This window comes from Sporosarcina sp. Y1004, from assembly GCF_057669665.1.
Genome location: NZ_JBYHFQ010000017.1, coordinates 42588 through 64211, shown reverse-complemented (window position 1 = coordinate 64211; position 21624 = coordinate 42588). Strand labels below are relative to the sequence as shown.

Below are 21624 nucleotides of genomic sequence, written 5' to 3'. Positions count from 1 at the left end.
ACAACGAACATTAAAAGATTGGGTGGTAAGACATGGATTTCACTATATGGCGTCATGCCTTCAAATTAGATCCCGAAAAAACAGTGACCGACGAACAGTTAGAACTGCTTGCCGAGTCAGGAACAGATGGTATTATCGTTGGCGGAACAGATGGGGTTACACTCGATAATATACTTGACTTACTCGTTCGAATAAGAAGGTATTCCGTTCCAGTTGCACTTGAGATATCGACAGTTGACTCCGTTACGCCTGGATTCGATTATTTTTTGATACCGACAGTGCTTAACTCAACAAAAGTGGAGTGGATTAATGGAATTCATCATTCCGCTCTCCGTGAATACGGTCATATGATGAACTGGAATGAAATTCAAACGGAAGGGTATTGTATTATGAATCCTGACTGCAAAGCGGCGAAATTGACCGGCGTGACGGATGTGCCTGACGAAGAAGATGTAATCGCTTATGCTCGCATGGCAGAACATCTTTTCAAACTACCGGTATTTTATCTGGAATACAGTGGCAAGTACGGTGATCCTAAAATTGTGGAAGCAGCATCACGTGTACTAGAAAACACACGTCTTGTATATGGCGGTGGGATTAACAACGCCGCAAAAGCCATAGAGATGGCAGAAATTGCGGATACAGTTATCGTTGGCAACATCATTTATGAAGATCTAAATGCAGCATTGTCAACAGTCGATGCAGTGAAATCGGTTTCCCGCTAAGACAATACGGTGTATAATAAAGAACAAATGTTCCGAGAGGGCGATGTAAATGAACAAAATAGCTGAAGATTTACTAATAGGCATGAATCCCGAACAAGCAAGAGCAGTGAAGAAGACGGAAGGTGCTCTTCTCATTATGGCGGGTGCAGGTTCTGGTAAAACACGTGTCCTGACACATCGTATAGCCTATTTAGTTGTAGAAAAAAATATATATCCATCCAATATACTCGCGATTACATTTACGAACAAAGCGGCTCGTGAAATGCGCGACCGTATCGACGGCTTGCTAGGTGCAGGTACGGGTGAACGAATGTGGGTTTCTACTTTCCACTCGATGTGTGTACGGATACTGCGTAGGAATAGTGACAGGATTGGTATTTCTAAATCCTTCTCGATTCTAGATTCAGCCGATCAATTATCGGTTATTAAAAGTGTTTTGAAATCGTTGAACCTTGATGCGAAACAATACGAGCCAAGAACAATGCTAAATGCGATTAGTTCCGCAAAAAACGAGTGCATTGATGCAGAAATGTACCGTTCGCAAATCAATTCCCACAACCCTTATGAAAAGACAATTGCGGATGTATACGATGGCTATGCAAAAAGGCTGCGTCAAAACCAATCGCTCGATTTTGATGATTTAATAATGATGACACTCGTATTATTCGAACGTGTACCGGATGTCCTAGAATTTTATCAAAACAAATTTCAGTATATTCATGTCGATGAGTATCAGGACACCAATAACGCACAGTACAGACTTGTTAATATGCTAGCCGAAAAATTCAAAAACCTATGTGTTGTCGGAGACTCTGATCAGTCCATCTACAGATGGCGCGGTGCGGATATCGGCAATATCCTGTCCTTTGAAAAAGACTATAATAATGCTGAAATGATCATGCTTGAGCAAAACTATCGATCGACGAAACGAATCTTGCAAGCGGCCAACGACGTCATAACAAATAACAAGAGCCGTTACGATAAAAAGCTACGCACGGATAATGACGAAGGTGAATCAATCTATGTGTACAAAGCGAGCGATGAAAAAGATGAATCGCAGTTTGTCGTAGGTAAAGTTATTGAATTGCAAGAGCAGGAGAAACTAAAGCTCGATCAATTTGCAGTCCTATATCGTACGAATGCACAATCGCGTGTTATTGAGGAATACCTTGTAAAATCAAATCTCGATTACACAATCGTCGGCGGCACGAAGTTCTATGAACGAAAAGAGATTAAGGACTTACTTGCTTATTTAAAACTTATTTCCAACAATGATGATGACCTTGCGTTAGCCCGAATCATTAATGAGCCGAAGCGTAGTATTGGTGCTACTTCATTCGATAAAATGGCGCGCTTCGCAATTGAACACGACCGCTCCGTTTTTGACGCATTACAGGAAGTCGACTTTATGGGAATCACGTCAAGAGCTGCAAATGAAGTTGCCAAGTTCCGTGAACTTATTGCAGGCTTCACTCAAATGAAGGAATATTTATCAGTAACTGAACTTGTTGAGCAAGTCCTCGATAAATCTGGCTACCGTGAAATGCTTCACCGCGAAAAAACAATTGAGTCAGAAAGTCGTCTGGAAAACATCGAAGAGTTCCTATCCGTGACAGAGTCTTTTGAGAAACGTGCAGAAGAAGATACTGGCGATAAATCATTACTCGCTTTCCTGACAGATCTTGCACTCATCGCTGATATTGATTCACTAGATAAAGAAGAGAACAAATCCTCGGAAAAAATCGTCTTAATGACAATGCATGCAGCAAAAGGATTGGAGTTCCCTGTTGTATTCATAATTGGGATGGAAGAAAACGTCTTCCCTCACTCTCGTTCGATGGGTGATGACGAGGAGATGGAAGAAGAGAGACGTCTCGCTTATGTAGGTATTACACGTGCGGAACAAAAACTATATTTATCCTCTGCTTCTTATCGAACACTTTATGGACGTGCAAGCTATAATAGCCCGTCAAGGTTCATAGCAGAGATTTCAGAAGACATCACGGAAATGCTCTCTGCAAACTCCGGTTTCTCCATCGGTGGTGGAAGCAAGGCTATACCTACTCGATCAGCTGTTAAAAAACCTGTATATAAAACGAGTGGTGGAGACAAAATGGGATGGAACCCGGGCGACAAAGCAGTTCACAAAAAGTGGGGGACAGGTATGGTTGTTAGCGTGAAAGGGATGGGCGAAGAAGTCGAACTGGATATCGCATTCCCACAACCGGTCGGTCTCAAGCGATTACTGGCAAAGTTTGCACCAATTGAAAAAGCTTAATAGAGAAGGAGAGAGTAAATCGATGGATCGAGTGGGACTTGAAAAAAGGGTGGAAGAATTGAATGACCTTCTTCATAAGTATGGCCATGCTTATTATGTGCTCGATAAACCACTCACTTCTGACGCGGATTATGACCGTTATATGCAAGAACTACTAGCCATTGAAGCAGAAAACCCTGACCTTATTTATCCGGATTCGCCGTCGCAACGCGTTGGAGGCGAGATATTAAAAGGATTCGGGAAAGTCGTCCACGAGTTTCCGATGCTCAGTCTATCCAATGCATTCAATGATGAAGAGTTAAGAGAATTTGACAAGCGGGTGAAAAGTGCGGCCGGGCGGGATGTTTCATATATTTGTGAATTAAAGATAGATGGGCTTGCCATCTCGCTTAGATATGTCGACGGCAAGTTTGTCCAAGGATCGACACGTGGAGACGGGACTGTTGGAGAAGATATAACGGCAAGTCTAAAGACAATCCGGACAATTCCACTGCGATTGAAAGAAACTGTTTCTATTGAAGTCCGTGGCGAGGCCTATATGCCCAAGAAGTCATTTGTGAACTTAAATGCAAAGCGTGACGAATCTGGTGAGGAACCGTTCGCTAATCCGCGCAATGCAGCTGCAGGTTCACTTCGTCAGCTCGACCCGAAAATAGCGGCCAGTCGTAACTTGGCGATATTCATCTATGGAATCGGCGGCGATGGCAGTGCATATGGACAGGACAGCCATTCAGATTCACTCAATTACCTTGATAGTCTAGGGTTTGAAACGAATAAGGAACGGCAGCATTGCAACACTATAGATGAGGTAATCGATTATATCGATAAATGGGTGGGAAACCGCTTAAATTTAGCATATGAAATCGATGGGATTGTTGTAAAGGTTGATAATTTTGAAGATCAGGAACAGCTTGGTTTCACGGCAAGAAGTCCTAAATGGGCGACTGCATATAAATTCCCTGCAGAAGAAGTAGTCACATTATTGCTAGATATCGAGCTTAGTGTCGGGAGGACAGGTGTTATTACTCCTACAGCGATACTGGAACCGGTTCAGGTCGCAGGATCGACAGTGGGTCGTGCTTCTCTGCACAATGAAGACCTCATAAAAGAGAAAGATATTCGAATCGGAGATACAGTAATTATCCGTAAGGCAGGGGACATCATTCCTGAGGTCGTTGCGCCAATTATAGAAAAACGGACTGGTGTTGAAGTGCCTTTTGATATGCCGGAAAACTGTCCAGTCTGCGAATCCGAATTGATTCGGTTTGAAGGAGAAGTAGCACTCCGATGTGTTAATCCACAGTGTCCTGCACAAATGAAAGAAGCAATCATTCATTTTGTGTCCCGCAACGCAATGAATATTGAAGGCATCGGCGAACGGGTAGTCGACCAATTGTATAACGCGAATCTGGTTCACGATGTCTCAGATCTATATACGCTGACAAAAGAACAGTTGCTGGAGCTTGAGCGGATGGGTGAAAAATCCGTTTCCAATTTGTTAACAGCAATCGAAGCATCGAAAGTAAACTCTTTGGAAAAAATGCTCTTCGGGCTTGGCATACGTCATGTAGGTGTAAAAGCGGCGACTATCCTTGCGGCGGAATTTGGTACACTTTCTGCATTAATGACAGCTGATGTGGAGCGACTCATAACAATCCATGAAATCGGTGACAAGGTTGCTGATTCAATTACTACTTATTTCAGCAAAGAAGAAGTGCTTGAAGTACTTCGAAAGCTGGAATCATACGGATTGAATATGGCATACATTGGGCGAAACAGGCAAGACGTTCCGACAGACGGGGTTTTCTCAGGAAAGACTGTCGTGCTAACTGGGAAATTGACTATTTTGACGCGCGGCGAGGCGAAAGAGAAAATTGAAGCGCTTGGTGGAAAAGTGAGCGGCAGTGTTAGTAAAAAGACAGATCTCGTTATCGCGGGGGACGATGCCGGCTCTAAATTGGCAAAAGCCGAGGAGCTTGAAATTACAGTGTGGAATGAAGCGGAGTTGATTGAAGCGCTTGGCGAGAAGGAGTAAGTTGAAATGAAAAGATTATTGATATTACCCACAATGGCAGCTATTCTTTTCCTTTCGGGATGTTTACCTCAATTTGGTACAGAAAAAGAGGAAGTTATTCAGGAAAACGAAGAGAGCGTCGAGGAAATAGTTGTGATTCCCGATGTTCAGTTGAAAGATGAGTTCTACAAAACACTGCTACCTTTCAAAAAAAGTGCAAGCCGCGGTCTAATTGTTAGCAATATCTATACAAAATACGACATGCAGGAAGCGGAAGAAGGGCTTTTACGTATTTCGAACGAGCAATATTCACCCGAAAACCACTTTTTTCAGGAAGGTCAGCATATTGATAAGGAAACAGCGCGGTCTTGGTTGTCTAGAAGTTCCACTGATGAAGCTGGTTTGAATCCCCCCATCCCAAAAGATATGAATGAAGATAAGGCATCCGAAGAAGCGCCGATTTATTTGGCTCATATCATTGAGCAGAATTACCTCGTTATGACGGATGAAAAAAAAGTCCGCCTTGCCGGTATTTCAGTAGGCCTTGCACTTAATTCGGTTAGCTATTCGAGAAGTGGAAAGGAAACCACTATACCGGATAAGGTAATCGAACAGCAAGGTATGAAAATGGCTGAAGAAATTGTGAAACGCCTTCGAACACAGGAAGGGCTCTCAGATATCCCAATTGTTGTTGGGTTATTTAAACAAGAAAGTCGTAACTCCATTGTTCCAGGTACATACTTTGCGAAAGCTGTAGCTGGAAAAGGTCAAGCAGTTCCGACTGGCTGGAAAGTTGTTAATGAGAAATATGTGGTGTTCCCAGCGTCTTCAAAGACAGGCGCATACAGGGATATGAATACGACATTTGAGAACTTTAAACAAGACATTGATGCGTATTTCCCTAGTTTTGTTAACGTAATCGGAACAGGGTTTTATAAAGACGATGACTTAAAGTCTTTAAGAATAGAAATGCCTATCCAATTTTTCGGTTCAAGTGAAATAATTGGTTTCACACAATTTATGACAGAGCTTGTGAATCAGTACTTTCCAAATTTGTATACTGAAGTAACAATAACGTCCACAAATGGTCCGGAAGCATTAATCGTAAAAGAGCCGGGTGATGAAAAACCTTTTGTGCATATTTACGGCTATTAAACATCATAACTATTCAACATTCTGGGAAGATGATATGATTAATCGTACAATTCAAAGATGAGGAGGAGAAAAAATGACGAAATTAACGATAAGTGAAGTACAACGCCATGCAGGACTGGCTAGGCTTGCTATGACGGATGCTGAGGCGGAAGTGTTTGTCGGACGACTTGATGAAATTATCGGGTTTGCCGATAAACTGAAAGAAGTGGATACGGACCATATAGCTCCTATGACTCATCCGTTGCCTCTATACAATGTTCTCCGTCAGGATATCCCTACAGATGCACTGGACCGGGAAGAGATGTTGAAGAGTGTGAAAGAACACGAAGCAGGACAAATTAAAGTGCCGACTATCATTTGATGAACGGATTTAAGGAGGAAGAAAAATGACGTTATTTAAAAAGACGGCAACAGAGCTTCAGTCGCTATTACATAATCGGGAAGTGTCTGTCAAAGAACTGACGGAGGAGTCAGTTTCCCGTATTGCGAAAATGGATGGAAAAGTAAAAGCTTTCCTCCTTACAAACGGAGAACAGGCTCTTGCACAAGCGGAAGAGTTGGACAAGCAACCATTGGAAGGGCGCGGACCTCTATTCGGATTACCAATCGGATTGAAGGATAACATCGTCACAAAAGGAATCGTTACGACTGCTGCAAGTAAGATGCTCGAAGATTTCGTTCCTGTCTATGATGCTACAGTTGTTGAAAAAATCAACGAAGCTGGACTTGTAACAATCGGGAAATTGAATATGGATGAATTTGGAATGGGATCGACAACAGAGAGATCTGCGTTCCAAACTACGCATAATCCATGGAATCTCGACTTCGTTCCAGGCGGCTCGTCAGGCGGTTCAGCGGCAGCAGTAGCAGCTGGCGAAGTGGCATTCGCCCTAGGTTCGGATACAGGTGGATCTGTTCGTCAACCAGCAGCTTTTTGTGGCGTCGTCGGCATGAAGCCCACATACGGTCGCGTGTCACGATCAGGTTTGGTTGCATTCGCGTCATCGTTGGATACAATCGGTCCGATTACACGCAATGTTGAAGACAATGCGTTGTTGCTTAGCGTAATTTCAGGCTTAGACCCAAGAGACTCATCGACATCGCCACTAGACGTGCCTGATTTCAGAGCCGCTCTCACTGGCGACATCAAAGGCCTGAAAATTGGTGTACCGGCTGAATATCTAGGTGAAGGTATATCTCCGGAAGCGAAAAATGCGGTAATGGAAGCACTGAAAGTTCTTGAATCACTTGGTGCTGAATGGGAAGAAGTTTCACTGCCACACTTGAAGTACGCTTCACCTGTGTACTATGCGATTTCTTCATCCGAAGCATCATCAAACCTCGCACGTTTCGACGGCATCCGCTACGGTTACCGTGCTGAAGGTGTCAAAGATCTCGAGGAATTGTATTCACGTTCCCGTTCCGAAGCTTTCGGAGATGAAGTGAAAAAACGTATTTTGTTTGGTATGTATGCGCTGGGAGCAGCTCATCACGAAGATGTATACGTAAAATCACAAAAAGTGAGGACATTAATTGCACAAGATTTTGCAACTCTTTTCGAAAAATACGATGTGATTATCGGGCCTTCATCCGCAACAACAGCTTATAAAATCGGCGAAAAAATTCACGATCCATTGGCGTTGTATGCAAACGATGTATTAACGGTTCCAATTAACCTTGCGGGTGTGCCAGCGATTTCGGTTCCATGCGGATTTTCAAACGGACTGCCGCTTGGTCTTCAAATTATCGGGAAACATTATGATGAAGCGACATTGTATAAAGTGGCGCATGCTTATGAACAAGCGACTGATTTCCATAAACAGACTCCAGTCACATGGGAGGGGAAATAATTATGAATTTCGAAACAGTAGTCGGACTTGAAGTCCACGTAGAACTTAAAACCGATTCAAAAATCATGTCACCTGCCCACGCCCATTTCGGTGCGGAACCGAATATGAACATCCACGTGATTGACTTAGCTTATCCTGGTGTGTTGCCGGTGATGAATGAACGTGCGGTTGACTTCGGTATGAAAGCGGCATTGGCACTTAATTGTGAAGTTGCGCCAGTCACTAATTTCGATCGCAAGCATTACTTCTATCCCGATAATCCGAAAGCGTACCAAATCTCTCAGGATGAACATCCAATCGGTGCAAACGGCTGGGTCGAAATTGAAGTCGAAGGCAAGAAGAAAAAAATTCGAATTGAACGTGTCCACCTTGAGGAAGATGCGGGGAAATTGACACATACCGATGAAGGTCATTCACTTGTCGACTTGAACAGACAAGGGACTCCACTTATTGAAATTGTGACAGAAGCGGATGTCCGGTCTCCAGAAGAAGCGTATGCATTCCTTGAAAAGCTAAAAGCAATCATTCAATATACAGGGGTTTCCGACGTCCGCATGGAAGAAGGGTCCCTTCGTTGTGATGCGAATATTTCTATCCGTCCGTTTGGACAAGAGGAATTCGGCACGAAAACGGAATTGAAGAACTTGAACTCGTTCAACTTCGTTCGCAGAGGAATCGCATATGAAGTGGAACGCCAAGAAAAAGTTTTACTATCCGGTGGGAAAATTGATCAGGAAACACGCCGTTATGATGAAGCAACAGGTAAAACACTTCTAATGCGTGTAAAAGGTCCCGCGAACGATTATCGTTTTATTCCTGAACCTGACTTGACGGATATTCACATCGATGAAGCATGGATTGAACGTGTCCGCGCGGAAATCCCTGAACTTCCGGACGCACGGAAGGAACGCTATATCAATGAACTAGATTTGCCTGCATACGATGCAATGGTTTTAACATTGACGAAGGATATGTCTGATTTTTTCGAAGCAACGGTTGCGGCTGGAGCGGATGCGAAACTTGCATCCAACTGGCTCATGGGTGAGGTTTCAGGTTATTTGAACGCAGAGGCGAAAGAACTTGATGCTACTGCATTAACGCCTGAAGGACTTGCAAGTATGATCAAACTGATTTCAGATGGAACGATTTCATCCAAAATCGCGAAAAAGGTATTCAAGGAATTGATTGAAAACGGTGGAGACGCTGCAGTCATCGTCAAAGAAAAAGGACTTGTCCAAATTTCTGACGAAGGCACACTCCGTACAATCGTCACAGAAACACTAGATGCAAATGAACAATCAATCGAAGACTATAAAAACGGGAAAGAGCGTGCAGTCGGCTTCCTCGTTGGTCAAATTATGAAAGCGACAAAAGGGCAAGCAAATCCGCCACTGGTCAATAAAATCCTTCTCGAAGAAATCGTGAAAAGGTAAAAAGAAAAGCGCAAGGCACCGTTTAGACGCTACTTTCTTATGATCTAAGCGCTTGGCGATTAGACACCATTTAAAAGGAACGCTCTGTCAAGGACAATAACAAGTCTCACGGCAGAGCGTCTTTTTTTTAGTCTCGTAGTTTGATTCGCGGGAAGGGACGACGTACAATTATAGAAAAGGAGTGTGGATGATTTTGAAAACTGAAAAAGACTATTTTAATGAAGCCATTTCACTCGAACAGTATATGAATAAGATGGACAAACATAAGGAAGAAAGCTTCCGCATTTATGAACAATTTGAAGTACCGGCGGATGACGAATTCATCGGACTGTTGAAGGAAAAGAAACCGAATATCCTAGTCATTACAGAAGATTGGTGCGGGGACGCAATGATGAACAATCCGGTTCTACGAAGAATCGCGGAGGCGGCGGATTTAGACGTACGTACTGCATTTCGAGATACGGATACGGATTTGATCGATAAACATTTGACGAACGGTGGAAGGTCGATCCCGGTTTACTTGTTGCTTGACGAAAACGGGGAAGTTGAAGCGAAATGGGGACCGCGGGCAGCTTCGATCCAAGAATACGTTTTGGAACTGCGAAAAGATATTCCAGCAGCGGATTCACCGGAGTTCAAAGCAAAACAACAGGAATTCATTGAACGGATTAGTGCAGAGTACACTTCCAAGCCGGAACTTTGGCTGACGGTCTACGATGACATCCGCAAAACATTCCTTCCTGTATTGCAGAAACAATCATAAGTACCAAATATCTAAGTTCCGAATAGTAAATGCAACCAGCCCGGCTGAAATTGTGTCGTCTATCGGAATAATATTGAAAAAATAACATATGTACGAATAGAGGGAAATTCGGATGAAACGAGCACGAATCATTTACAATCCGACATCGGGACGTGAAGCATTCCGCAAACATCTCAGTGAAGTTTTAGAGAAACTTGAGAAAGCCGGATATGAAACATCTTGTCATGCGACAACACGCGAAGGGGACGCGACAGAAGCGGCTAAACACGCTGTGGAATCCGGTTTTGACCTTATCATTGCTTCAGGTGGAGATGGTACGCTGAACGAAGTTATCGCGGGTGTCAGTCCTTTCGAGCAGCGTCCTAAAATTGGACTTATTCCAACAGGGACAACGAATGACTTTGCACGTGCACTGCGTATTCCACGCGATATTAATGAAGCAGTGGATATTATTGTTCGAGGGGAAACGATACCTGTCGATGTCGGTATGATGAACAATCGCCATTTCATTAATATCGCAGGCGGTGGCAGATTGACGGAATTAACATATGATGTGCCGAGTAAATTGAAAACGGTACTAGGGCAACTTGCTTATTATTTAAAGGGTATTGAAATGTTACCGTCTTTTCACTCCACTCATCTCAAGATAGAATATGATGGAGAAGTGTTTGATGAAGAAGCGATGATGTTTCTTGTAGGCTTGACGAATTCTGTCGGTGGCTTTGAAAAGCTTGCTCCGGGTTCAAGCATCAATGACGGTAAATTTACGTTGCTTATTCTGAAGAAATGTAATATTGCAGAATTCATCCGGGTCGTTACACTCGCACTTAGAGGAGAGCATCTTGGTGATCCGCTAGTCATTTCAACCAAAGCGGAAACAATTAAAGTGACATCAACTGACAAGGTGCTCTTGAACCTAGATGGAGAATTCGGCGGTGTATTGCCAGCGACTTTCGAAAACCTTTACAGGCATATTGAAATGTTTGCGCCTTTGGCTGAATTACGGAAAGAGGATCTTATAGGTTTAACAGACTCTTCTGAGGAGTAATTACCTAGGTAATGATTTGGAAAAATAAGCTGTAAGGATGCTAAATCTGACATCCTCACAGCTTATTTTTTTCTGACTCGGCCATGTAACTCCATAGACTGACTAGGTAACACCATGGACCGACCCTATGGTAAACTAAATGTATCTGAAATTTGGAGGAAAAAACAATGTCTTATAATGTGAATAGAAATGATCGCCTTAGCGTCCATGTAGAAGATTTAACACATGATGGCTCGGGTGTTGCAAAAGTGGAAGGCTATCCTCTTTTCATACCGGGCGCACTGCCAGGCGAAGAGGTTGACATACAAGTAGGAAAAACACTGAAAAATTACGGTTTCGCCAGGCTGTTAAACATCACTAAACCATCTCCCGACCGCGTTAAACCGCCATGTCATGTGTTCTCAGAATGCGGTGGATGCCAGATGCAGCATTTGTCTTACGAAGGCCAACTGGTACAAAAACGTAAAACGGTACGCGATGTACTGGACCGTATCGGAAAACTGCCGCACGTGCCGGTGCACCCCGTAAAAGGGATGGACGATCCGTGGCGCTACCGCAATAAATCACAAATACCTTTCAGTGAGCGAGATGGTAAAGTCGTTTCTGGATTTTACAGATCCCGTACACATCATATTGTAGACACGGATATCTGTCTTATCCAAAGTCACGAAGCAGATGACCTGATGGCTATGTTGAAATATGAACTGCATGCGATCGGCATCGATGCCTATGATGAAAAGACGCATCTTGGTTTGTTGCGTCACTTAATTGTTCGTAAAGGGCGTACTTCAGGTGAAGTAATGGTTGTTTTAGTGACGCGCAAAAAGAAATTTACGCAGAAAACTGCAGCGATTGAACTTATTAAAAGAGTTATTCCAGGTGTAACCTCGATAATGCAAAACTTTAACACGGAGAAAACAAACGTTATTTTTGGTGAAGAAACCGTTTTACTGTACGGAAAACCGGTTATTATGGATTCAATTGGAAATATCGACTTTGAAATATCAGCACGTTCATTCTACCAAGTGAACCCTGAACAGACAGAAGTCCTTTACGGGCAAGCACTTGAATATGCACAGTTGACAGGAAACGAATCCGTCATCGATGCATATTGTGGTATTGGTACAATCTCGTTGTTCCTCGCACAAAAAGCAAAAGAAGTATACGGTGTCGAAATCGTTCCCGAAGCAATCGAAGACGCTAAGCGCAACGCAGAACTGAACGGCATTGATAATGCTTATTTCGAAGCAGGTTCTGCTGAAGTCGTTATTCCAAAATGGTATGCAGACGGCAAACGATTCGATGTACTCGTTGTCGATCCGCCGCGTAAAGGCTGCGACGAAGAGTTGTTGAAAACGATTCTGGAGTTTAAACCGAAGCGCGTGGTTTACGTATCGTGTAACCCAGGAACGCTTGCGCGGGATTTACGGATCCTTGAAGATGGCGGTTATCGTACACAGGAAGTGCAGCCTGTTGATATGTTTCCACATAGTTCACACGTTGAGTGCGTAGCGTTGCTAGAACTTGCGTAAATAAAAAGTAGACGTGCCCGAGAATTGATAGTGAATTCACGGGCTTTTGTCTTAATATAATACAATCGGCAAGTATAAAAAATAGATGATGTAATTAAATGTATAAGGAAGATGCCAGACATGAAAGTTGAAATTGAAAATGAAATTATAGAATTTAATGTTCAGTATGGAAAAAGAGAGAAGCTAACCATTCATATAGATTCGTTTGGTTTCATAACTGTTAAAGTACCTAAAGACACAAGTGAAGAAATTATTATCAGTGCTATAGAAAGTCGAGCGAAAAAGATATTGGAGAAGATACACGAAATTGCAGTAGCTCGAGAAACCCCTAAAAAAAGAGAGTATCATGCTCAAGGGAAGTTCTTATATCTTGGAAAGGAGTGTTTTCTCCAAGAGTTGGTAGATTGTAGCGAATTAAATGAAGATGTGCTTAAAAGAAAGCTTAAGAAGTTTTATATTAATAGCTGCAAGACTGTTATAGGAGAACGGATAAAAATTTATCAAGAACAATTGAAAGTTAAACCTAAAATCATTGAAATAATAGAGTCTAAGGCGAAGTGGGGTAGTTGTAGTTCGGATAAAAAACTAACATTTAATTATCGTCTAGCTATGGCCCCAATTGAAGTTATTGATTATGTGATAATCCATGAACTATGTCATATACTTCATATGAATCATGATCGTTCGTTTTGGAGACGTGTTGGAAGCATTATGCCAGATTATAAAGAGAAGGAAGCGTATTTGGATAGGCATGGACATTCAATGTCACTTTAAAAACACTTTTATAGAATAAAAGGATACCTAGTTCTGAAGCAAATGGGAATTGTTTCAGAACTAGGTTTTTTCATGAAAGAACTGGTTTACCAAAAGAATGCTGATGCTAGAACGATCCCCGTGATTGCACCAAGTGCAATACCAAATCCGAAATTCCTTCTACCATATCCACCAAAACCATATCCATATCCACCAAGACCACCAATCGGTCGAATCCATACCATATTTCTATTTAATCTAGTAATCTCGCCCGTATGAACGCGGCCATCACGACAAGTAATTCTCACAGTTTTACCTTGATATCTGGAGCAAACATTATAAAAGTCAGTTTGAGACATTTTTTATCCTCCTTTCAAACATATTTACTTACTTACAAGCATGTACTGATAGGATATGGTGAAAATACTATTCTGTAATAGATAAACGTCTAGTCCCGTACTAATATATATTGTTGTGATTAGTTAAGTTGAAGTATTGAATCTAGCTTATAACGGAGCGAAGGCTACCCCTAGCGCCGCAACGTTCAATGGGATTCTTTATTTCCACTGGATAAATAAATTATAAAAGGATGAGGAAATCGTCGGTTATCCAAACGCATACATGGCTCTATGAGTTTTTTAAAGCATGTGTAGAACAATCGAGCAAGAGTCCATGTTTTTGGCAATGTGAAATACTTTGTGTGCCACTTGTAAAGTCATTTCCTGAAATTAGCCCCGAAGAATTGCAATATGAACTTCTAAACCATGGCTTATTTGATCCAATTGAATGGACTGACATAGAAAAACAAGTGAGGAAAATGGAGAAACAAAGCGTCTGGCAAATTGTTGATGAGGAATATCAGTTTTTAAAAGGTTTATGGCAAGGTCCAGAGATATCCATCTATATTTTTCCGATAAGTAAAATGAAACTTAAAGAGGAAGAGCAAGCACCATCTAAAAATGGCGTAGCATATAAAAGAGGGTTGTTTTTATTTTTATCTGAAGGACTCGTAAGAGAAGAAATAAAGGCTTTATTTGCACATGAATACAACCATGTTTGTCGATTAAACTATTTAGGGTTAGAATCTACCAAAATATCTTTAAAGGAATCGCTAGTTATAGAAGGTTTAGGGGAGTTTGCTGTCAAAGAATTATACGGTGAAAAATGGATGGCTCCATGGACAAATCTGTATTCACTTGAAAGATCTATCAAAGTGTGGAATGAACACTTTATTCCACAACTGAACTTGATGGGGGTAGGGAACCATCAAACCTTTTTATACGGCAATGGCAAAAGTAGACTTCCCAAATGGATTGGATATCATATAGGTTTTCAAATTATTGATACCTACAAAGAAAAGAATGGACCATTTAACGATTATGAGTTATACCGAAAGTCCTCTGATGAACTGATTGCAGGTTCTATCTTTCCGGAGAGTAAGTTGTACTAATCTCAAAAGATACCTGTAATAAAACAATCTTATTCCTAGATAGTTATCTAGGAATAAGATTGTTTTGAGTTTATGGTAAATAACACCGAAACACACGAAAGCCGATGAATTCATGGTATTGAGAAATGAAAAGGTTATGCTCATCCCATAAATCATAGAAGTCGATAGGTATGTTTCCAGACGGATTTATATCTTTAATATCAGTTTGGATTAGGTCAGCTGGGGTGTCAATTATTTCTATTTGTGTAAACCCAGCTTGTTGTATTTTCGCTATCCATTCTGATTCATTTAAAATTTCATTAACACCGTACAGGCTGCAAGCTTTTTTCTGTAATTCTCTCGATAGCGATTGTTCGGCAGTCATTTCAATCAAAATCATACGACCGCCACTTTTTAATAATCTGGAGAGTTCGCTTAATGTACTGGGGATATTAGTGAATGTGATAACAGATTCTGCAATTAGTAAATCAAAGGAATTGTCGTGAAGCTCGAGTTTTTGAGCGTCTCCTTCAATTACTAAAACAGATGAACTAATATTCTCGAAGCGTTCTCTAGCCTTTATTAACATAACCGGATGATTATCTACTGCTGTAACTTTACATTTGAATGTTTGGGCTAAGAATTCGGCTGTTTGACCGGTACCACAACCGATATCCAACACGGATTCAAAAGGTTGAATGTTCTCGTTCATCAGTATGGACTGCGATAAAGAAAATCCACCAGGATGCGCACCACCAATTCCAAAATAAGCTACTAAGTCTAGATAGTTATTTAACAATCGATACTCCCCTAGTCTACCTTTGTTTTCGGTTTAGCAATAGCCATAGCCATCATCGTCAAAGCCATTTCCTATGAAAGCAGCTCCAACAATAATTAGTAGGATAAATAAAACAACAATTAACGCAAAGCCCGATCCATTCCCGCTGTATCCAACGTTCTTATCTATACTTGAAGACATTTTATCCCTCCTTCTATTTCTATTAATAGAGTATGAGTGAGATTAGAGAATCACAGGGCTAAAGCAAAGAATTTTATCTGGACCTTTGATGTTGAAATAAAGAACCTCGAGGTAGCCGCTCCTGCGCTGGGGTGTTCACTATTAAGGGAGTTGTGATTCGGAATGTGGAATTTATACCGCTTGGCGCTCTGGGGATGCCTCTGGCCATGAGCCTGGATTTACGCTTCGCATCCAGTCTCACGGCTTCGGCTACCCCTTTGCCGCGCCTGCGCTGGAGTGTACATTATTGAGAGAGTTGTAATTCGGTGATGTATAGCATGAGATTGTAATGTGATTACTATTTGATACTAAATTAATTCAAGAAAGACGCATTATAGATTGCAGGTCTTATCCTCAATAACGAAAAACGCTTTCTTACATAGACCATCCAGCGAAGGCGCAACTTCGTGGTAGCCGAAGCGATAAGACTGAAAGAGATCTTCTTTCTGGCTTATCGCGGGAGGCATCCACAAAGCGCTGCAGCGGTATTAGCAGGATTTCTGAATCGTTCCCTGTATAAGAACTGTTATTATTTACATTCGCTCGGTATAAGATTTAAACCATTTAAAATATGAAAAAGGGATCTTATTCAGTAGAATAGGATCCCTTTTAACATATTTTCACACGAACTTTGCTCTCTATTTTTCATTTTGTATTAAGTGTCTTTTTTGTGGAATCCAATAAACAATCAGACCTTAAGGGCTCACAGGGGGTTCCATGACAGTTAATGTCCGGTTGACTGTGTCCATATTCAAAGTAGCACCGATAGGAATTGTTGCTTTATATGTGCCATGTGCAGTTGCCAGGTTGCTCATGAGGGGCTTGCCTAAGGGAACTAGAAAATCATTGATAAGATCTGTATATGATTTTCCATACGCAATCTCACAATTTGTGCATTCCCCCATAATAATTCCAATGCATTCGTCAAACTTCTTCGCTAAGAACAGGTGGTTTAGATATCTGTAAACAGTGTTAATGGGCTCGTGTGTCTCTTCCAGTACGAGAATTTTACCTGCTGTATTGATTTCAAAAGAGGTCCCTAAAGTTCCGATGAAAGAAGTTAAATTACCTCCAACAACTGGACCCGTTACATTTCCTTGAACGTTACCAATCAACGTCATACCTGGTGGGTTTTTTATTTCCCAAGGGGCGGTTAATGTTGAAGTTACTTGGAAGAATTGGTTGAAATTATAGGAAGGGGTATTCGAGTTAAAGTCAAGTAGAAGGAGGCTTTGAAACGTTATTAAGTCCGCATATTCATATAATGCATTTAGTAATATCGTAATGTCACTGTAGCCTGAAACAATTTTTGGGTTTTGTGAGATTACAGAAAAGTTGAGGAAAGGGAGAATACTTGCTACCCCTACACCGCCTCTCGAAGGTAAAATCCACTTCACATCCTGATTCATAAACATTTGCATCAAATCTGATGCCATTTCTTGAGGCGTTGCTGCTAGGAATCCAGACGCTGAATAGACATGTTCCCCAACAAGCACTTTATACCCCATTCTCTTTAAGGTAGCAATTCCGGCGTCTATTCTACTAGCTGCCAATGGACTTCCTAACGTAACAATGCCTACAGTATCTCCTTTTTGTAATTGAGGTGGTCGTATAGCGATATTTTTCGGCTCCCTTCAAGAAAATCTGGACGCAATTGCGATGAGACGTAATTGATTAAAATGAAAGTGTGATGGAATGCGAAAAATCTTGTCTATTTGTCCAGGCGAGATGAATTGTTGGACATAAGCAAGTAATGTACCTGTACAAGTATAGAAAATGAAAAAGGAGGTGCACAAAATGAATCAAAACAAAGCATTTACAAATGTTCAAGCTGCAATGAATTTGGCTAACACGGGTGAAGACATTCTCGGAGGTCTAGTTATTCTTTCGGCTGTAGTCACTGAATTCGCTCTTGCAGATCTAATATTTGCTGAAGCAGGCAAAATCGATGCAGCAGTTGAAGACAACGCAAATGTTGGAGATCTAACAAATCTGGATCAATCTGTAGCTAAAGTATTGGAACAAGTATGTTGTATCGAAAAACAAATCGTTGAAAAGATTAAACAAGGTAGATATATCATGCACGACGTAGCACCTTACTAAAAAAACGTAGTTGAATAGTGCATCCATCAATATAACGCACATTATATAGGTGGACTGCATGATAGAAAAACATTTACACATGCCAACTACTGAAAGAGTTGGCATGCTTTTTAAAACCACATAGCTACTTAAAAAGATTAAACTATGTATATACATAAATCTATGGAAAGTTAAATAGGAACGGTATCTTCCGTATCTATAGTCTGGTAGTACTAGATATATTGCGTTATGTATTTGTATTATAACCTATGCGATAAGTAAGTAAGATGTGCTTCTTTTCACTAATATTTTGAACTTAAGTAATATATTTAAATAATTCAATATATATCTTTTATCCTGTGCTAAAAATAACGTTTGCAGGACCTTTCGCATATGATATAATAAATGAAAAGAATGGCCTGAATAATCAGTATTCACCATTTGCTGTGGGGTTATGACTATGGGAGAGGTAAAGAAAAGGAAATTACTATTTATTTTTGGATGTATATGTATGTTGCTTCTAGTAGGTTACGAGGCTAGGCCTTTCTATCATGCAGAGTTGAAAGGAATGATTAGTATTGCACACAGGGGTGCGGCTAATTTTGCGCCGGAGAATTCGCAAGCTGCTTTTCAAAAAGCAATAGAGCTTGGAGCAGACTTCTTAGAATGTGACGTTCACCTATCGAAGGATGGTGAGCTAATAATAATACATGATGACAAAGTGGACAGGACTACAAATGGGAAGGGCTATGTGAAAGATTTTACACTTGCCGAATTAAAAGAATTGGATGCAGGAGGGAAATTTCACGCATCTTTTGCAGGTGAACAAATTATGACTCTTGATGAATTGTTAGACGAGTTTTATGGGCAAGCCGGCTTGTTAATAGAGTTAAAAAAACCGTTAATGTATCCAGGAATGGAAGAGAAAGTAGTAGCCTTGCTAAATGAATATAAGGATTTGAACAGCATTATTGTACAATCGTTCGATATGGAATCGATGAGGAAAATGACGACATTGCTTCCTGAATTAGAAGTGGCAATTCTTATGAAGCCATCTATTCAAAATGTGTCTTTCCAAGAGATAAATGATATGACTTCTTTTGCAACATATATTAATTTCAATGTCTCATATATCAATAAGCGTGTGATTAATGAAATACATAATCAGGGTGGAAAAGTATTAGTTTGGTCTACGAAAAACCAGAGATGGGTGGACAAAGCCTATCAATACAATGTGGACGGTATAATAACAGACTTTTCAATCTGGCCGATTGAAGGGCCAATTCGCTTAGTGCAAGACTAATATAAGATGGGAATTTAAATCCAGTACATACCTATATAAGAGGGAGTACTGGATTATTTATTTGTCACACCTATCTGGCTTTCTTGACAATGAAAAACAGGAGCCCTACACTTATGAGTAGAAAAGATAGTTGGAGGACAAAATGACAAATCATACTTTCATACCAATCATTATAGGAACAGACATGAATGCTTACAACATGGCTATTTCATTCCATGAGGAGTACGGCATTAAACCGATTTTAGTGGGAAAAGAACCTTTATCATTCACCAGTTTAAGTTCAATTATTAAAAAGATAGAACTCAATCCGAAACTTCCAGAAAAAAAAGTGTTTGTTAGTTTTTTGAAAGAAGTTGCAGTCAAATACGCCGAACCTGGAAAGAGAATGCTCCTTATTGGAACGAATGATCTTTACGTACGAATGATTATTGAAAATGCGGAAGAGCTGAAAAGTGATTTCGTGTTTAATTACATACCGGAACCGCTTATGAACGATGTACTTGTCAAATCAAATTTCTATAAGTTGTGTGCTGAACATGGCATTGATGCACCGGCAACTTATTATTATTCTTGCCAAGACGACAAGGCATTCACGGAAAAGGTCATGTTTCCGATTATTATTAAGCCTAGCAACGGTGTTGAGTATTATAAGCATCCGTTTACAGGTATGGAAAAAGTGTACAAAGTCGATTCCTACGATGAAATTCAAGTCGTAATAGAGAAAATCAAAGCAAGTGGCTACAAGGAAGATTTAATTATCCAGGACTATATTCCAGGCGACGACACGTATATGTGGGATTCTGTTTTTTACATGAACAGTCGTGGTAAAGCCGAACTGATTACTTTTGCACAAGTCGTACTGCAAGAGCATACTGTAACGGCAATCGGGAATTATACAGCACTCATCACACGATACAACGAAGAAATGATGATGAAGTTAAAAGGATTCCTCGAAGCACTGAACTACGTAGGGTATGCGAACTTCGATTTGAAGTATGATGAGCGGGATGGCAAGTTCAAAGTGTTTGAAGTGAATATAAGACAAGGACGATCAAGTTACTATATCACTGCTTGTGGACATAATATGGCAAAGTATCTAGTCGATGATGTCATTCATGGGCAACAGAAAGAACTAACACTACTCAATGAAAACTTTCTGTTCACCGTAGTACCTAAAATTGTACTTAAGAAGTTTGTGAAAAACCCAAAAGTACTTAAACACGTAAAAAAATTACTTCGAGCTGGTAAATATGGCAATCCCTTGTTTTATAAAAAGGATCGTCACTTCAAGCGTAAAATTTACCTATTTCTTAGACAGGTTAATTACTATCAGAAGTATAAAAATAGTACATGGTGAAAAAATCCCCTATGCCAGCGTATAGGGGATTTTTGTTATGTTGTTGATATATCTGAATAGTCAATATATAATCAAGAGAAAAGGAGAATGCTTGAAAATGAGGAAATACCTCAAGGAATTTGTTGCTTTTCCTGATGTTGCGGTAATGATAGTTATTTTGTTAATTTGTGCCTCTTTTACGGTTCCGAATGTACTCCATATTTGGACGTGGGTTGCAATGGGTGTGGGATTGCTAACCTATGCGACGAGTGAATATATGGTCCACCGGTTTTTGTTTCACATTAAAACGCCAGAAAATCCATTTTTGCTAAAGACAATCAAGCGGCTGCATTATGATCATCATGTAGAACCAGATAATCTTAAATTATTGTTTTTACCGTTATGGTTTAGCGTGCCAGGATTTATCTTTTATTCTTTAATTTTTTACTTGATTACAAAGAGTATCATCTTGACGATGGCATTTTCGACTGGATTGGTTGCTTATTTCCTTTTTTATGAGTGGAAACATTATGTTGCCCATAGACCCATACAGCCCCGGACGAAAATGGGGAAAAACATTAAAAAACATCATCTACTGCATCACTTTAAAAATGAAAATTACTGGTTCGGCGTTACGCATAGGTCATTCGATAAAACACTGGGAACATTTAAAGAGAATAGCGAAGTTGAAAAGAGTCTCACTGCACGTAATCTAGAAAACAGGATGTAAGGAGGATGTTTGAAACAAACGTGATTTCAAGCAACATGGTAAACACCACTATAAACTTCCGCTTTTCGCAGCTGTAAAAAATATATCATACGTAACGATTAACTTTTTGCCGGCCGGAACAACTCCGATAGCCGGCATTTTTAAATGACATTGTTTTATGATTAGGTAATTGAGG

General features: G+C 40.6%; 20 protein-coding genes. 16 read left to right on the top strand and 4 right to left on the bottom strand.

Annotated features, from left to right (window positions below; translation table 11 throughout):
• Nucleotides 1-32: 32 nt before the first annotated feature.
• The 11 genes from pcrB to AC25Y6_RS12530 all read left to right on the top strand — a co-directional run bounded on the left by pcrB (nt 33) and on the right by AC25Y6_RS12530 (nt 13572).
• The gene (gene pcrB / locus AC25Y6_RS12580; RefSeq protein ID WP_482105714.1) at nt 33-725 is read left to right on the top strand and encodes a heptaprenylglyceryl phosphate synthase; all 693 of its coding nucleotides are present in this window, start codon (nt 33-35) and stop codon (nt 723-725) included.
• A gap of 49 nt (nt 726-774) precedes the next feature.
• Entirely contained in the window at nt 775-3003 is a 2229-nt protein-coding gene (gene pcrA / locus AC25Y6_RS12575) for a DNA helicase PcrA (RefSeq protein WP_488143263.1), read from the top strand.
• Nucleotides 3004-3025: 22 nt separating this feature from the next.
• On the top strand, nt 3026-5038 hold the full coding sequence (gene ligA, locus AC25Y6_RS12570; protein ID WP_488143262.1) for an NAD-dependent DNA ligase LigA: 2013 nt from the start codon (nt 3026-3028) through the stop codon (nt 5036-5038).
• 6 nt (nt 5039-5044) lie between these two features.
• A complete protein-coding gene (locus AC25Y6_RS12565) occupies nt 5045-6172 on the top strand; it encodes a CamS family sex pheromone protein (protein WP_488143261.1) in 1128 nt (375 codons plus the stop codon).
• Between the two features lie 73 nt (nt 6173-6245).
• A complete protein-coding gene (gene gatC / locus AC25Y6_RS12560) occupies nt 6246-6533 on the top strand; it encodes an Asp-tRNA(Asn)/Glu-tRNA(Gln) amidotransferase subunit GatC (RefSeq protein ID WP_482105718.1) in 288 nt (95 codons plus the stop codon).
• Nucleotides 6534-6558: 25 nt separating this feature from the next.
• Nucleotides 6559-8022 carry an Asp-tRNA(Asn)/Glu-tRNA(Gln) amidotransferase subunit GatA gene (gene gatA / locus AC25Y6_RS12555; protein WP_488143260.1) on the top strand — a complete coding sequence of 488 codons (1464 nt, stop codon included), beginning with the start codon at nt 6559-6561 and terminating at the stop codon, nt 8020-8022.
• Nucleotides 8023-8024: 2 nt separating this feature from the next.
• The gene (gatB, locus tag AC25Y6_RS12550; protein ID WP_482105720.1) at nt 8025-9455 is read left to right on the top strand and encodes an Asp-tRNA(Asn)/Glu-tRNA(Gln) amidotransferase subunit GatB; all 1431 of its coding nucleotides are present in this window, start codon (nt 8025-8027) and stop codon (nt 9453-9455) included.
• Nucleotides 9456-9648: 193 nt separating this feature from the next.
• Nucleotides 9649-10218: a thioredoxin family protein gene (locus AC25Y6_RS12545; RefSeq protein ID WP_488143259.1), complete on the top strand. Its 570-nt coding sequence runs from the start codon at nt 9649-9651 to the stop codon at nt 10216-10218.
• 112 nt (nt 10219-10330) lie between these two features.
• A complete protein-coding gene (locus AC25Y6_RS12540) occupies nt 10331-11266 on the top strand; it encodes a diacylglycerol kinase (RefSeq protein WP_482105722.1) in 936 nt (311 codons plus the stop codon).
• A gap of 167 nt (nt 11267-11433) precedes the next feature.
• Nucleotides 11434-12798: a 23S rRNA (uracil(1939)-C(5))-methyltransferase RlmD gene (gene rlmD / locus AC25Y6_RS12535; protein ID WP_488143258.1), complete on the top strand. Its 1365-nt coding sequence runs from the start codon at nt 11434-11436 to the stop codon at nt 12796-12798.
• Nucleotides 12799-12918: 120 nt separating this feature from the next.
• Nucleotides 12919-13572 carry a M48 family metallopeptidase gene (locus AC25Y6_RS12530; protein ID WP_482105724.1) on the top strand — a complete coding sequence of 218 codons (654 nt, stop codon included), beginning with the start codon at nt 12919-12921 and terminating at the stop codon, nt 13570-13572.
• A gap of 86 nt (nt 13573-13658) precedes the next feature.
• Here AC25Y6_RS12530 and AC25Y6_RS12525 read toward each other — a convergent pair whose 3' ends face one another.
• Nucleotides 13659-13910: a hypothetical protein gene (locus AC25Y6_RS12525; protein ID WP_482105725.1), complete on the bottom strand. Its 252-nt coding sequence runs from the start codon at nt 13908-13910 to the stop codon at nt 13659-13661.
• Between the two features lie 383 nt (nt 13911-14293).
• Here AC25Y6_RS12525 and AC25Y6_RS12520 point away from each other — a divergent pair, with 383 nt between their 5' ends.
• On the top strand, nt 14294-15001 hold the full coding sequence (locus tag AC25Y6_RS12520) for a DUF2268 domain-containing putative Zn-dependent protease (protein ID WP_488143257.1): 708 nt from the start codon (nt 14294-14296) through the stop codon (nt 14999-15001).
• A 70-nt stretch (nt 15002-15071) separates the two neighbouring features.
• Here AC25Y6_RS12520 and AC25Y6_RS12515 read toward each other — a convergent pair whose 3' ends face one another.
• The 3 genes from AC25Y6_RS12515 to AC25Y6_RS12505 all read right to left on the bottom strand — a co-directional run bounded on the left by AC25Y6_RS12515 (nt 15072) and on the right by AC25Y6_RS12505 (nt 17617).
• Entirely contained in the window at nt 15072-15779 is a 708-nt protein-coding gene (locus tag AC25Y6_RS12515) for a methyltransferase domain-containing protein (protein ID WP_488143256.1), read from the bottom strand.
• Nucleotides 15780-15812: 33 nt separating this feature from the next.
• Entirely contained in the window at nt 15813-15959 is a 147-nt protein-coding gene (locus AC25Y6_RS12510) for a YjcZ family sporulation protein (protein WP_488143255.1), read from the bottom strand.
• A 734-nt stretch (nt 15960-16693) separates the two neighbouring features.
• Nucleotides 16694-17617 (bottom strand): S66 peptidase family protein, encoded by a 924-nt coding sequence (locus AC25Y6_RS12505; protein ID WP_488143274.1) that lies wholly within the window; start codon nt 17615-17617, stop codon nt 16694-16696.
• 178 nt (nt 17618-17795) lie between these two features.
• On the opposite strand from AC25Y6_RS12505, the gene AC25Y6_RS12500 reads away from it, so the two are divergent.
• The 4 genes from AC25Y6_RS12500 to AC25Y6_RS12485 all read left to right on the top strand — a co-directional run bounded on the left by AC25Y6_RS12500 (nt 17796) and on the right by AC25Y6_RS12485 (nt 21449).
• On the top strand, nt 17796-18101 hold the full coding sequence (locus AC25Y6_RS12500; protein WP_488143254.1) for an alpha-helical endospore appendage domain-containing protein: 306 nt from the start codon (nt 17796-17798) through the stop codon (nt 18099-18101).
• A 439-nt stretch (nt 18102-18540) separates the two neighbouring features.
• Nucleotides 18541-19383, top strand: a complete 843-nt coding sequence (locus AC25Y6_RS12495) for a glycerophosphodiester phosphodiesterase (RefSeq protein ID WP_482105730.1) — start codon at nt 18541-18543, stop codon at nt 19381-19383.
• 142 nt (nt 19384-19525) lie between these two features.
• Nucleotides 19526-20740 carry a carboxylate--amine ligase gene (locus tag AC25Y6_RS12490; RefSeq protein ID WP_482103013.1) on the top strand — a complete coding sequence of 405 codons (1215 nt, stop codon included), beginning with the start codon at nt 19526-19528 and terminating at the stop codon, nt 20738-20740.
• Nucleotides 20741-20837: 97 nt separating this feature from the next.
• The gene (locus AC25Y6_RS12485; protein ID WP_482105731.1) at nt 20838-21449 is read left to right on the top strand and encodes a sterol desaturase family protein; all 612 of its coding nucleotides are present in this window, start codon (nt 20838-20840) and stop codon (nt 21447-21449) included.
• Nucleotides 21450-21624: the final 175 nt, after the last annotated feature.